Consider the following 13,570-nt stretch of genomic DNA (forward strand, 5'->3'; position numbering starts at 1 on the left):
GCCCTCAGTTCTTCGGCGTCGCGCGACGCAGCGCCAGCCAGGCGAGCACCGCGAACACCGCGGACGGCACGAGCGACCACGCGGCAACGCCGACCGGGCCGAGGCCGACGAACCACGTGCCGAGCGCCGGCCAGCTCTGCGTCCAGGTGAGCAGGGCGACCGCGCCGACGGTGAGCACGCCGATCGCGATCCAGAGCACGACCAGGCCGTTCATGCGCCACCGCATGTAGAACGTGCCGAAGAGCGCGCCCGTGAACATGAAGTAGGCCTGCACTGCGAAGAAGACGAACCAGGTGCCGAGCCAGCTCCCGGCGTCGAACCAGACCGCCGTGAACATGTGCGCGCCGAACCCCCACCCGTTCGTCCACGTCTCGATCGCGGCGAGCAGCGTCAGCACCACGGCGTTGCCCGCCGAGAGGGCGAGGAACAGCACCGACGTGCCGATCCAGAAGTCGCGGCGGGTCACGCCGAAGCCGAGCTGGAACGGGAAGGAGGCGCTGATCGCCATGACGCCCGCGACGAGCATGTAGATGAGGATCGAGAGCACGCCGCCGTTGAACTGGGTGCCGTCGCTGGCCGCGAGGCCGTCCTCCGACGACAGGCTCGCCGTGAGGATCGCCCAGATCGCGAGGGTGATCGCGAACGCGGAGCCGAGGATGATCCACGGCAGCACCAGGAGCCCCCACGTGCTCGTGAGGTGCAGGCGCACGACCTTGCTGATGCGGTCCACGGTGGTGGTCCCTTCCGTTCGCGTGACGGCCGGTGCCGTCGATGTCGTGGTCAGTACGGTGCTCATGCGTCCGCCTCCGTTCCGAGGGCGGGCCCGCCGGTCGTGCGCACGACCAGCTGCTGCAGCGAGACGGGCGCGAGCTCGAGCCCGTCGGCGCGGGCCGCGGTGCGGTCCTCCGGCGTGAGCCGGCCCGCGATCGTCGCGCTCGCCGTGCCGCCGAGGCGCTCGCGGTGCAGCACCTCGCGGCCGGCGACGAACGCCTCGACCCGCTCTGCGGGGCCGATCACGGTGGCGCCCCGCTCGCGCAGCTCGTCGGCCGGCTCGTCGATGACGATGCGCCCGTCGTCGATCACGATCACGTGCTCGAGCAGGTTGGCGACCTCGTCGATCAGGTGGGTCGAGAGCACCACGGTGCGGGGGTGCTCGGCGTAGTCGGCGAGGAGGCGGTCGTAGAACAGCTGGCGGGCGACCGCGTCGAGGCCGAGGTACGGCTCGTCGAAGAACGTCAGCGGCGCGCGCGATGCGAGCCCGACGATCACGCCGACCGCGGACTGCTGGCCGCGCGACATCTTCTTGATCGGCCGGTCGACGGGCACGCGGAACTCCTCGACCAGCTCGGCGGCGAACGCTGCGTCCCAGTCGGGGAAGCACAGCGACGCGGCCTTCAGCGCGTGGCGCCCCTTGAACTCGTCGGGGTAGCGCTGGCTCTCCTTCACGAAGCAGACGTTCGAGAGCACGCGCGCGTTCTCGAGCGGGCGCTCGCCGAACACGGTCGCGGTGCCGCCGGTCGGGAAGTCCTGGCCGGTGAGCAGTTGCATGAGGGTGGTCTTGCCGGCGCCGTTGCGGCCGAGGAGGCCGACGATGCCGTGCTCGGCGACGGAGATGCTCACGTCGTCGACGGCGTGCACGTCGCCGAAGCGACGGCTCAGTCGATCGGTGTCGATGACTGCGGTCATGGGGTGGTGTCCTTCCGGGAATCGCGGATGAGTGCGGCGACCTCGTCCGGGCCGATGCCCAGCGCGTCGGCCTCCGAGAGCAGGGGGCGACGAAGTCGGCGACGAACGACGCCCGACGGCGGGCGAGCAGCCGCTCGCGTGCGCCATCGGCGACGAACATGCCGATGCCCCGTCGCTTGACGAGGATGCCGTCGTCGACGAGGCGATTGACGCCCTTGCCGGCGGTGGCGGGGTTGATGCGGTAGAACGCGGCGATCTCGTTCGTCGACGGCGCCTGGCCCCCGTCGGGGAGGGCGCCGTCGACGATGTCGTCCTCGATGCGCTCGGCGATCTGCACGAAGATCGGCTTGCCGTCCTCGATCACGTCGACCCCATCGGTTCATTAGTCATGTAACTAACCAACCATGTAGCGAACCGCATGTCAACCTCCGCGTACGCTCGGAGGGTGACCGCGCTGCACGAGCTCTCCGCCGTCGCCCAGCGCGACCTGCTCCAGCGGGGCGACGTGTCCCCGACCGAGCTGGTCGCGCACTACCTCGCACGCATCGAGCGGCTGGGCGCGCGGTACGGGGCGTTCACGACGGTGCAGGCGGATGCCGCGCTGGCGCGGGCCGCGCTCGTCGAGTCGTCGACGAGTCCCGCCGCGCCGCTCTGGGGCATGCCGCACGCCGACAAGGATCTCGTGCGCCGCGCCGGCGTGCCGACGGGCTTCGGCTCGCGTGCGTTCGCAGGGTTCGTGCCCGACGAGTCCGACCCGCTGGCGACCGACCTCGACGCGGCCGGCGCCGTGAGCGTCGGTAAGACCGCGACGCCCGAGTTCGGGCTCACCTCGTCGGCGCAGTCGCTCGCGTCGCCGCCCGTGCGCCACCCGCTCGACCCGTCGCTCGACCCCGGCGGCTCGAGCGGGGAGCGGCCGTCGCGGTCGCGGCCGGACTCCTGCCGTTCGCGCCCGGGTCCGATGGCGGCGGCTCGATCCGCATCCCCGCCGCCGCGTGCGGCCTGGTCGGCATCAAGCCCTCGCGGGGCCGCGTGCCCGAGGGGTCGGGCCTCGCCATGCTCGGCGGGCTGCCGGTGGCGGGCGCCATCGGGCGCGACGTCGCGGACGCGGCGCTGCTGCTGGACGGCATGATCGCGCCGCGCGGGCTGCCGGCGCGGCATCCGTTCGCCCTGCGCGCCCCGGGCGACGACGGGCCGCTGCTGTCGGCCGCCATGCGGGCCTCGGGCCGGTTCCAGGTCGGCGTGCTGCGCGACACCCCGTGGGACGAGGCGTTCGACGTGCGCGTGTCGCCCGAGGCGGAGGCCGCGCTCGGCGTCGCACTCGACGCGCTCGACGCGATGGGCCAGGGGCTCGAGGAGATCGCCCCCGCGCCCGAGCCCGGGTACCCGGATGCGTTCCGTACGCTCTGGCAGGTCGGCGCAGCGTCGGTGCCGCTCGAGCCCGTGCAGGAGGACGCCCTCGAGCCGCTGACCCGGTGGCTGCGCGGCGTCGGGCGCACGCGCACGGGGCCCGAGCTCGCGGCCGCGCTGCTCGAGCTCACGATGTTCGAGCGGCGGACCATCGCGCGGTTCGCGCCGTTCGACGCCGTGCTCTCGCCCGCCCTCGCGATGACGCCCCGGCCGATCGGCTGGTACGACGCCGACGACGGCGAGGAGAACTTCGCCCAGCAGGTGCGCTACACGCCGTTCACGAGCTTCGTGAACGTGGCCGGCCTGCCGGCCGTGACCGTGCCGACCCACCGGACCGAGGCGGGGGTGCCGATGGGCGTGCAGCTCATCGGCCGGCCGGGCGGGGAGGCGGCGATCCTCTCGCTGGCGACCATGCTGCAGCGGCGCGTGCGGGTCGCCGGCCCGACCCTGCCGGAGTGACGCGGGGATTTGACCAGCCGCCCGGCCGTGGCACACTTAGGTAATGCTTACCTCACCTGCGGTGGCCACCCGAGTGCTCGACGACCGCCCCGCCTTCCGCGCGTTCCGCGCGAGCGTCGGCGCCGTGCGGCGGCTCTCGCCCGGGTTCCTGCGCGTGACGTTCACGGGTGAGGAGCTCGCCGGGTTCGGCACCGCGGGCCTCGACCAGCGCGTGAAGGTCGTGCTGCCGCTGCCCGAGACGGGCTACGACGCGTTCCCCGCGGGCGAGGACTGGTACGGCGAGTGGCGCATGCTCCCCGAGCGGCTGCGCAACCCGATCCGCACCTACACGATCCGCGCGGTGCGGCAGGAGCTCCGCGAGGTCGACATCGACTTCGCGCTGCACGGCGACGGTGGCCCCGCCTCGCGCTGGGCGCGGCACGCCAGGGTCGGCGACCCCATGCTGCTCGTGGGCCCCGACGACCTGAGCACGGGCCGCGCGCTCGGCATCGACTGGCGTCCGGGCGACGTCGACACCGTGCTGCTCGCGGGCGACGAGACCGCGGCGCCCGCCATCTGCGCGATCCTCGAGTCGCTGCCCGCCGAGGCCCGCGGCTGCGCGCTCATCGAGGTGCCGACCCCCGAGGACGCGCTCGCCGTCGAGACGCCCGCGGGTGTCGACGTGCGCTGGCTCCCGCGCGCCGCGGGTGCGGCGCACGGCTCGCGCCTCGTGCCGTCGGTGCGCGATGCGGCCGCCCGCATCATGATCTCCCGCGGCGGCGCCGAGGTCGTCGCCGACGTGGACGTCGACCGCGAGCTGCTCTGGGACGTGCCCGAGGGACGCAGCCTCGACGGCGGCATCTACGCCTGGCTCGCGGGGGAGGCGTCCGCGATCAAGGCGCTGCGCCGCTACCTGGTGGGCGAGGCCGGCCTCGACCGTCGCCGGGTCGCGTTCATGGGCTACTGGCGGCTCGGCCGCGCCGAGCTGGGCTGAGGTGACGCCGACGTCCGCGGTCGCGGCTGCGTCGGGGGCCGGCACGAGCGGTGCGGATGCCCCGGGGCGGGCGCCGGGCCGCAGCAGGCGCGTGCTCGCCGTCGTCGTCTCCGTCGCGGTGCTGGTACTCGTCATCGGTGCGAGCCTCGCACTGGGCGTGCGACAGATCGACCTCGGCGTCGTGTGGCAGTCGCTCGTCGCCCCCGCCGACGGCGATGCCGACCACCGCGTGGTGCTCGAGCTGCGCGTGCCGCGCACCGTGGTGGGCCTGCTCGCGGGCGCCGCGCTCGGCCTCGCGGGCACGCTGATCCAGGGCGTCACGCGCAACCCCATCGCCGACCCCGGCCTGCTGGGCGTGAACTCCGGCGCCTCGCTCGCCGTGGTCGTCGCGATCGCGGCGTTCGGCGTGGTCGATCCGCTCGGCTACATCTGGTTCGCGTTCGCGGGCGCCGCGGCGGCCGCGACGATCGTGTTCGCGATCGGGCACGGCCAGCCCGTACGGCTCGCGCTCGTGGGCGCCGCGCTGACCTCGCTGCTGACGCCGCTCATCACGGTCGTGCTGCTGCGCGACGCCGACACGTTCAACCAGTACCGGTTCTGGGCGGTGGGCTCGCTCACCGGCCGCGGGCTCGACACCGTGCAGGTGCTCTGGCCCTTCCTCGTGGTCGGCGGCGTGCTCGCGGTGCTGCTCGCGCACCGCATGAACCTGCTCGCGCTCGGCGACGACGTGGCGCGCGGGCTGGGCCAGCGGGTCGGCACGACCCGGGTACTCTCGGGCGTCGCGATCGTGCTCCTCTGCGGCACGGCGACCGCGCTCGTCGGTCCGATCGCGCTCGTCGGCCTCGTCGTGCCGCACGCGGCCCGGCGCCTGGTCGGCAGCGACTACCGCTGGATCATCGGCATCTCGCTGGTGCTCGGGCCCGCGCTGCTGCTGGCCGCCGACGTGATCGGCCGGCTCGTGGTGAGCCCAGGCGAACTCGAGGCCGGGGTCGTCGCCGCGTTCATCGGCGCGCCCGTGCTCATCGCGGTCGCGCGCGGGCGTCGCGTGGCGGGGGTGTGAGGACCGTGGCATCCGCTCGACCCACCGTGCCCGCCGCGACCGGCGTACCCACCGCGACCGGCGACGCCCTGCGCGCCGAGCGCTCGCGTCGCACCCGCCTGCGCGCGCTCGTGCTCGCCGGCACCACGCTCGTCGTGCTGGTCGCCGCGGTCGTCGCGCTCCTGCTCGGCGCCGCCGACCTCGACCCGGCCGCGGTGCTGCTCGCCCTGTTCGGTGCGGGGGAGCCGGGCGACGTGTTCGTCGTGCATCGCCTGCGCCTGCCCCGCATCGTCGCCGCGATCGTCGCGGGCATCGCGTTCGCGCTGGCAGGGGCGATCTTCCAGTCGGTGCTGCGCAACCCGCTCGCGAGCCCCGACATCCTCGGCATCGCGAGCGGCGCGAGCCTCGGGGCCGTGTGGGCCATCCTCGGCCTCGGCATCACGGGCGCGGCGGTCGCGCCGTTCGCGTTCGGCGGCGCGCTCGCGGTCGCGGTGGCGATCTGGCTGCTCGCCTGGCGGCAGGGCCTGCACGGCATCCGGTTCGTGCTCGTCGGCGTCGGCATGGCGTACCTGTGCGGGTCGACCCTCGCCTGGCTGCTCGCGCGCGCCGACGTGCGCGACGCCCAGTCGGCCCTGGTCTGGACCGTCGGCAGCCTCGCCGACGTGCGGGGCGACTCGCTCACGACGCTCGTCGTGGGCGTCGGCCTGCTCTCGGTGCTCGTCGTGCTCGCGGGTCGTTCGGTCGAGGTGCTCTCGCTCGGCGACGACCACGCCCGCGCGCTCGGGGTCGCCGCCGATCGGTCGCGCGTCGTGCTGCTGCTGCTCGCCGTGGGCCTGGTCGCGGTCGCCACCTCGGTCGCCGGCCCGATCGCGTTCGTGGCGCTCGTGGCCCCGGCGATCGCCCGCAGCCTGCTGCGCGACGGCACGGCGGCGCTCGCCGCGTCGGCCGCGTGCGGCGCGGCGCTGACCCTCGCGGCCGACGTGGTCGGCCAGCACGCCCTGCCCGGCGGGAGCGCCCCCGTCGGCATCGTCACCGGCATCGTCGGCGCGCCGTACCTGTTGTGGCTGCTCGCCACCGGAAGGAGGACCCGGGCATGACCGCGTCACTCGCCTCGCCCCCCGCCCCGTCGACCGGGCACGCGCTCGTCGCCGAGGGCGTCAGCCTCGGCTACGACGGGCGCCGCGTGATCGACTCGCTCGACCTCGCGCTGCCGGCGGGCGTCATCACGACCATCGTCGGCCCCAACGCGTGCGGCAAGTCGACCCTGCTGCGCGGCATGGCCCGGCTGCATCCGCTCGAGTCGGGCACCGTGCGCCTCGGCGACCGCGACCTGCGGCGCATGTCCAGGCGCGACGTCGCCCGGCTGGTGGGCGTGCTGCCGCAGACCTCGATCGCGCCCGAGGGCGTGCGCGTCGCCGACCTCGTCGGCCGCGGCCGGCACCCGCACCAGGGCTGGTTCGGTCGGCACACGAGCGACGACGCGTCGGCGGTCGCGCGTGCGCTCGACGCCACCGGCATCGCCGACCTCGCCGACCGCCCGCTGGAGGAGCTCTCGGGCGGGCAGCGGCAGCGCGCCTGGATCGCGATGGTGCTGGCGCAGGAGACCGACGTCGTACTGCTCGACGAGCCGACGACGTTCCTCGACGTGACGCACCAGCTCGAGCTGCTCGACCTGCTCACCGAGCTGAACCGGGAGCGCGGCACGACCGTGGTCATGGTGCTGCACGACCTGAACCTCGCGGCGCGCTATGCCGACCACCTGGTGGTGATGAGCGCCGGGCGCGTGATCGCGGAGGGGGCGCCCGCCGAGGTGCTGACCGCGGAGACCGTGCGCGCGGCGTTCGGGCTCGAGTCGCGCGTGATCGCGGACCCGGTCGCGGGCAGCCCGATGGTCGTGCCGGTCGGGCGCTTCCACGGTGTCGCGGCCGCGGATGACGGCGTGTGACGCCGGCGCGGCGTGGGTGGCCGACGAGGTGGCATCCGATGCCGACTTAGGTTAGCCTCGCCTTACATTCCCCTTCCATCCTGCAAGGAGCACCAGTGCGTCTTCGACGTTCCCTCGCGGTTGCGGCCATCGCCGCCACCGCCCTCGCCCTCACCGCCTGCGCGACGAACCCGGGCGACGACACCGAAGCGGCCGACGCCGCCGCCACCGGCGAGTTCCCCGTCACCCTCGTCCACGCGCTCGGCGAGACCGAGATCACCGAGGCGCCCGAGCGGGTCGCCACCTGGGGCTGGGGCTCGACCGAGGCCGCGATCGCGCTGGGCGTCTATCCGGTCGCCGTGGCCGAGCAGCCCTGGACCGTCGGCGAGGACGCGCTGCTGCCGTGGGTCGAGGAGGCCTACGACGAGGCGGGCATCGAGCACCCGGCGATCCTCGACGACTCCGAGGGCGGCGCGACCGTGCCCTACGAGGAGTTCGTCGACGCGGCTCCCGACCTGATCCTCGCCCCGTACTCGGGCCTCACCCAGGAGCAGTACGACCTGCTCTCCGAGATCGCCCCGACCGTCGCCTACCCCGACGCGCCGTGGACGACCCCGTGGGACGACGAGATCCGCATCGTCGCCGAGGCGCTCGGCCGCCCCGCCGACGGCGACGCCGTGCTCGCCGACATCGACGAGTACTTCGCCACCACCGCCGAGGAGCACCCCGACTTCGCCGGCACCACGGTCGCGAACATCTGGGACGGCGACGGCTTCGTCTACGTCTACACGGCCGCCGACGCGCGCGTCGACGTGCTCACCGACATCGGCTTCGAGATCGCCCCGAGCGTGACCGAGCTCGACACCTCCGACGGCGGGTTCTTCTACGAGCTGAGCTACGAGGAGCTCGACAAGCTCGACGCCGACGTGATCGTCAGCTACCACAGCACCGAGGACGAGGCCGCCGCCTTCCTCGAGAAGTCCGAGCTGCAGGCGATTCCCGCAGTGGCCGCGGGCCGCGTCGCGCAGGTCTACGACCCCGTCAAGGTGTCGGCCGTCTCGCCGCCCACCGCGCTCAGCGTCACCTGGTCGGGCGGCATGCCCGAGCTGGTCGAGTCGCTGCAGGCCGCGCTCGACTGACCTCCCGCCTCCCGGTGCACGGCCGGGCGGATGCCTCCCGCAGGCGCCGCCCGGCCGTCGGCGTTCCCGGGTCGTCGTCAGCTCGCGGTGCGCCGCGGTGCCGTGCGGCGCCTCCGCTTCACGTACCCGCCGTCCTCCAGCCCCGCCTCGATCTCGAACCGGTTCTTCAGCGGGTTGCGGCCCGACAGCAGGTACAGGAACGGGAAGAGCATGCCGTAGCGCCGCCACTGCGCCACGTGCACGCGCTCGTGCCGCAGCACGGGCTCGGAGACGTTCTCGTTCGTGAGGTAGCAGGCGCCGACGCACGAGCCGCCGCGACCGAACGTCCAGTTCGGCATGCCGCGGAACACGACCAGCCCGCCCTCCTTCTCGACCCGGCCGGTGCTCCAGAGGAAGCCCCACGCGAGCCCGACGAGGTGGGCGTAACAGAACCCGGCCCGGCTCACGGGGGAGTCGAGCAGCACGCGGCGGATCACGCCGCGCCCTCGTGGCCCGGACGGCCGTACGCCTCGAGCAGCCGCAGCCACACCTCGCTGAGCGTGGGGAACGACGGCACGGCGTGCCAGAGCCGGTCGATCGGCACCTCGCCGACGACGGCGATCGTCGCGGCGTGCAGCAGCTCGGCGACGTCCTGCCCCACGAAGGTCGCCCCGACGACGACGCGGCGGTCCTCGTCGACGACCAGGTTCGCGCGGCCCTCGTAGCCGTCGGCCCGGTCGGTGGCGCCGGCCACCCAGCCCAGGTCGTACTCGACGACACGGGTGCGGATGCCCCGCTGCTCCGCGTCGGCGGCGGTGAGGCCGACCGTGGCGGCCTCGGGCTCGGTGAAGGCGACCTGCGGCACCGCGGCGTCGTCGGCCGTGGCGACGTGCGCGCCCCACGCGGCGTCGTCGACCTCGGCGCCGGCCGCACGGGCCGCGATCGCGTCGCCCGCCGCCCGCGCCTGGTACTTGCCCTGGTGGGTGAGCAGCGCGCGGCCCGTCACGTCGCCCGCGGCGTACAGCCAGTCGAGCCCGTCGGCGCGCACGCGCAGGGTGTCGTCGACGTCGATCCAGCCCTCGGTGTCGAGCCCGACGGTCTCGAGCCCGACGTCCTCGACGCGCGCCCGGCGGCCCGTCGCGACGAGCACCTCGTCGGCCACGAGCTCCTCGCCGCCCGGCAGCGCGAGCACGACCCGGTCGTCGGCGTCGCGGTGCACGGCGATGGGCGTGCAGTCCGTGCGCACGTCGACCCCGAGCGAGCGGATGCCGGCGGCCACCGCCTCGCTCGCGAACGGCTCGAACTTCGACAGCAGGCCGCTGCGCGACAGCAGGGTGACCTCCGAGCCGAGCGACGCCCATGCGGTGGCCATCTCGCAGCCGACGACGCCGCCGCCGATGATCGCGAGTCGCCCCGGCACCTGCTGGGCGCTGGTCGCCTCGCGGCTGGTCCACGGTCGCGCCAGCGCGAGGCCGTCGATATCGGGCAGCTTCGGCGCCGACCCCGTGGCGACGACCACGGCGTGCCGGGCATCGAGCAGGCGCTCCTCGCCGTCGGTGCCGGTCACGCGCACGCGACGCTCGCCGTCGAGGCGGGCGTGGCCGCGTACGAGCGTGGCGCCGACGCCCTCCAGCCAGCGCACCTGGCCGGAGTCGTCCCAGTCGCCCACGCGCGCGTTCCGCCGGGCGAGCACGGCCTCCGCGTCGAGCGGGCCGGTGACGGCCTCGGCGGCGCCGGGCACGCGCTGCGCGGCCCGCAGCGCCGCGCCCGAGCGCAGCAGCGTCTTCGAGGGCTCGCACGCCCAGTACGAGCACTCGCCGCCGACGAGCTCGTGCTCGACGACGATCGCCTCGAGTCCTCCCGCGATCACGCGGTCGACGACGTTCTCGCCGACGGCGCCCGCGCCGATCACGATGACGTCGGTGGTCGTGGTCTCCATCCGGCTCCTCCCGGTTGAGCCCGACGGCGTTGCGGCGACCGTCAGGACGTGAGCGCGCCGATGAGGCGCAGGATCGTCGGCAGGTCGTCGCCCGCCGTCACGGCGTCGGCGGGCGCGAAGCCCGCGATGGTCGCGCCCGCGAGCGGGTGGCGGGCGAGCACCGCGCGCAGCAGGTCGGCCACGTCGGCGGGCGACGCGCCGAACGGCACCGCGTCGGCCACGCCCGCGAAGGTGGCCGGGTCGAGCACGTCGAGGTCGATGTGCACGTAGACCCGGTCGACGCCCGCGCTGGCGAACGCGTCGAGCACCTCCTCGTGGCGCGAGATGCCGGCCACGCCGATCGACGTGATGCCGGACTCGCGGAGCGCGACGACCTCCGCATCGTCGAGGTCGCGCGCGCCGCCCAGCACGACGTTCGCCGCCGGCACTGCGCACCCCTCGTCGAGGGCGAGTCCGTCGGCGCCGTGGCCGAGCACTGCGCGCAGCGCCATGCCGCCGAACGCACCCGACGGGGACGTGTCGGGCGTGTGCAGGTCGGCGTGCGCGTCGAGCCAGAGCATCCCGAGGTGCGGACCGTGCGCCCGGGCGGCGTGCGCGACGGCTCCCGGGCTCGCGCCGCAGTCGCCGCCGACGACGATGGCCGGGCCGGAGACCTCGCGCAGCTCGCGCTCGATGCGCTCGCGCACCGTGCGCACCGCGGTGAGCCGCTTGACGCCGCTGCCGAGGGCGTCGCCGGCCCCCGGCGGCACCTCGATCGTGCGGGTCGCGGACGCGGGCAGGTCGCCGCGGATCGCCTCCGCGCCGTCGACGAGCTGCAGCGCGCGGGCGCTGTTCGATCCCTGCCAGACGGGCACCACCAGGAAGGTCGCGGGCACGTGCGCCTACCGCGTCCGCACCGGTGCCGGCACCGGAGCCGATCGCTCTCGGGACATCGTCGCCACCCTCCTGGAGTCGTCTGAGCCGAGTCTAGGCACGGCCGTTCGCAGCGTCCACCGTGCCGGGTTCAGTCGTCGCCGACCGCCGCGATCTCGTCGAGCAGGGCGCGTCGCACGCGTCGCTGGGCGAGCACCGAGGCCCCCGCGAGCACGGGCGCGTGGCCGACGGCGCTCGCCGTCACCTCCGGGTACCAGCGGCTCGTGGCGCGGACGCGCTCCTGCACCGCCGCGGCCAGCGCGTCGCCGCCGGCCGCCGCCGTCGGCCCGGCGAGCACGAGCGCCGCCGGGTCGAGCACCGCGAGCACCGGCAGCGCGGCGAGTGCCACGCGATCGGCCAGCTCGGCGAGGATCGCGTCGCGTGCGGGGGAGTCGTCGAGACCCGCGAGCGGCTCCGCGCCGGAGGCGAGCCCGTGTCGGGAGGCGAGCGTCGCGACGGCGCGCGCGCCGACGAGGTCCTGCAGCGTGCGGGCCGCGGGGTCGATCGCCGCGGCGGTCGCGGGTGCCGGCAGGAAGCCGATCTCGCCCGCGCCCCCGAAGCTGCCTCGGTGCAGTTCCCCGGCGGCGTCGAACGCCGCGCCGACGCCGTTGCCGAACCAGAGCAGGGCGAACGCGTCCTCGCGCGCGCCGAGCGCACGCTCGGCGAGCGCGGCGAGGTCGACGTCGTTCTCGATGAGCACGTCGCGACCGAGCGCGTCCTCGAGCACCGCGTGCAGGCCGCGGGCCGGCCAGCCGGGCAGCGTCTCGCTGAAGAGCTCGCCGTCGCGGCCCGGGTCGACGTAGCCGGGGATGCCGAGGCATACCGTGCGCACGGCCGTTGCGTCAGCGCTCGCCGCCGCGCACGCCTCGTCGATCGCCTGCCGGAGCTCGGCCACCGCGTCGCGGGCCCCGGGCTCGGCGGGCAGGGCACGGCGCACGACGGGGTGCTCGGTGCCGGCGGCGTCCACGACCCGTGCCCGCAGCTCGGCGGCGTCGAGGTCGACCGCGACCCCGAGCCGGCGGTCGAGCCGGGCGGCGTAGACCACGGCGCTCGGGCCCGCCGAGCGGGCGAGGCGGCCGCGCTCCTCGATGAACCCGCCCGCGATGAGGCGCTGCATGATGAGCGAGGCGGTGGGCTTGGAGACGCCGACCAGCTCGCAGATGCGCTGCCGGGTGAGGGGACCGTGCTCGAGCAGCACCGACAGGCCCGCACGGTCGTTGACGGCGCCGAGCCAGGCCGGCGTGCCCTTGGCCGTGGCATCCGTCATCCGCGCCTCCCCGAGTGTGCGCCGCGTTCCGGCGCATGCTCAGTGGAGCATATCGAGCCCGGGCGTCAGTCGACGCGCACCGGCGCGGCCGCACCCTCGGCGGCGACGACGGCGCTGCCGTCGGCGAGCTGCACGATGACCGCGGAGCGGATCGCGGTCGCGTCCGAGAGGGGAGCATTCACGCAGGGAACCGGTACCGTCGTGACGTCGAAGGAGACGGCGTCGCCGGGGCCGAGGTCCAGTGGCACGGTGCTCGCGACGCCCGCCGCGAGCAGCGTGCCGTCGGCCGCGAGCAGCTCGACGCGGAGCTCCGCCTCGCCCGCGACCGGCGTGGCGGCATCGTTGCGCACGTCGATCCGGCCGTTCGCCATCGGCGCCTCGGCGTCGAGCACCTCGCCGAAGTCGCTCGCGACGGCGAGGTCGGTCGTGCGTCCCACCGCATCGCCGGCGCACGCCCGGTCTGCGGCGAGCTCGTCGGCCGAGAACTGCCCGCCGCCGTCCGCGGACTCGGCGGCGCCCGCCGCGTCGGACGCATCGGCCGACTCCTCGTCGGCGCGCTCGTCCGGCGCGCTCGCGGCGATCGTGTCGCCGCCCGAGCCGGGCAGCGTGGCCCACACGACGCCGCCCAGCGCTGCGACGGCGAACACGCCCGCCGCGACCGCCACGACGCCCTGCCGCCGCGCCCGGCGGATGCGCGCGCCGCGCGCGGCGATCGCGTCGACGTCGATCGCCGGCTCCGCGGCATCCGCCCGCCCCCGCAGCGCCTCGCGCAGCTCGTCCTCGCGGCGCCCGCCGCCCGTGGTGGTGCTCATGCCCCCGCCCCCGTCGTTCGCGCACGTCGCCCGC

At 75.1% G+C, this 13,570-nt stretch carries 12 protein-coding genes and 2 pseudogenes; 6 read left to right on the plus strand and 8 right to left on the minus strand.

Annotated features, from left to right (window positions below):
* Positions 1–4: 4 nt before the first annotated feature.
* The 3 genes and pseudogenes from QUE38_RS13905 to QUE38_RS13915 all read right to left on the minus strand — a co-directional run bounded on the left by QUE38_RS13905 (position 5) and on the right by QUE38_RS13915 (position 2,050).
* Positions 5–796, minus strand: coding sequence for a cation-translocating P-type ATPase (locus QUE38_RS13905; RefSeq protein ID WP_286308857.1), 792 nt, complete (start codon positions 794–796; stop codon positions 5–7).
* Positions 793–1,686 carry an ABC transporter ATP-binding protein gene (locus tag QUE38_RS13910; RefSeq protein WP_286308858.1) on the minus strand — a complete coding sequence of 298 codons (894 nt, stop codon included), beginning with the start codon at positions 1,684–1,686 and terminating at the stop codon, positions 793–795. The genes QUE38_RS13905 and QUE38_RS13910 overlap by 4 nt, the downstream gene beginning before the upstream one ends.
* A pseudogene (locus tag QUE38_RS13915) lies at positions 1,683–2,050 on the minus strand (GntR family transcriptional regulator). Before QUE38_RS13915 ends, QUE38_RS13910 begins: the two are co-directional and overlap by 4 nt.
* A gap of 54 nt (positions 2,051–2,104) precedes the next feature.
* Between QUE38_RS13915 and QUE38_RS13920 the strand changes: the two are divergent.
* From QUE38_RS13920 to QUE38_RS13945, 6 genes and pseudogenes are all read left to right on the plus strand, one after another.
* Positions 2,105–3,552, plus strand: a pseudogene (locus tag QUE38_RS13920) (amidase).
* Between the two features lie 43 nt (positions 3,553–3,595).
* Complete coding sequence (locus QUE38_RS13925; protein WP_286308859.1) at positions 3,596–4,525, plus strand: siderophore-interacting protein; 930 nt, start codon at positions 3,596–3,598, stop codon at positions 4,523–4,525.
* 1 nt (position 4,526) lies between these two features.
* A complete protein-coding gene (locus QUE38_RS13930; RefSeq protein ID WP_286308860.1) occupies positions 4,527–5,585 on the plus strand; it encodes a FecCD family ABC transporter permease in 1,059 nt (352 codons plus the stop codon).
* 5 nt (positions 5,586–5,590) lie between these two features.
* Positions 5,591–6,661, plus strand: coding sequence for a FecCD family ABC transporter permease (locus QUE38_RS13935; protein WP_286308861.1), 1,071 nt, complete (start codon positions 5,591–5,593; stop codon positions 6,659–6,661).
* Positions 6,658–7,509: an ABC transporter ATP-binding protein gene (locus QUE38_RS13940; protein WP_286308862.1), complete on the plus strand. Its 852-nt coding sequence runs from the start codon at positions 6,658–6,660 to the stop codon at positions 7,507–7,509. Before QUE38_RS13935 ends, QUE38_RS13940 begins: the two co-directional genes overlap by 4 nt.
* Positions 7,510–7,604: 95 nt before the next feature.
* On the plus strand, positions 7,605–8,627 hold the full coding sequence (locus QUE38_RS13945; protein WP_286308863.1) for an iron-siderophore ABC transporter substrate-binding protein: 1,023 nt from the start codon (positions 7,605–7,607) through the stop codon (positions 8,625–8,627).
* Between the two features lie 77 nt (positions 8,628–8,704).
* Here the strand turns inward: QUE38_RS13945 and QUE38_RS13950 are convergent, their stop codons facing one another.
* From QUE38_RS13950 to QUE38_RS13970, 5 genes are all read right to left on the minus strand, one after another.
* Positions 8,705–9,103 (minus strand): Fe-S oxidoreductase, encoded by a 399-nt coding sequence (locus QUE38_RS13950; RefSeq protein WP_286308864.1) that lies wholly within the window; start codon positions 9,101–9,103, stop codon positions 8,705–8,707.
* A complete protein-coding gene (locus QUE38_RS13955; RefSeq protein ID WP_286308865.1) occupies positions 9,100–10,545 on the minus strand; it encodes a dihydrolipoyl dehydrogenase family protein in 1,446 nt (481 codons plus the stop codon). The genes QUE38_RS13950 and QUE38_RS13955 overlap by 4 nt, the downstream gene beginning before the upstream one ends.
* Positions 10,546–10,586: 41 nt before the next feature.
* Entirely contained in the window at positions 10,587–11,420 is an 834-nt protein-coding gene (locus tag QUE38_RS13960; RefSeq protein ID WP_286308866.1) for an arginase family protein, read from the minus strand.
* 128 nt (positions 11,421–11,548) lie between these two features.
* Positions 11,549–12,724 carry an ROK family transcriptional regulator gene (locus tag QUE38_RS13965; protein WP_286308867.1) on the minus strand — a complete coding sequence of 392 codons (1,176 nt, stop codon included), beginning with the start codon at positions 12,722–12,724 and terminating at the stop codon, positions 11,549–11,551.
* Positions 12,725–12,789: 65 nt separating this feature from the next.
* The gene (locus QUE38_RS13970; protein ID WP_286308868.1) at positions 12,790–13,536 is read right to left on the minus strand and encodes a hypothetical protein; all 747 of its coding nucleotides are present in this window, start codon (positions 13,534–13,536) and stop codon (positions 12,790–12,792) included.
* Between the last annotated feature and the right edge of the window lie 34 nt (positions 13,537–13,570).

This window comes from Agromyces mangrovi (genome assembly GCF_030296695.1).
In the GTDB taxonomy this organism is placed as follows: Bacteria; Actinomycetota; Actinomycetes; order Actinomycetales; family Microbacteriaceae; genus Agromyces; species Agromyces mangrovi.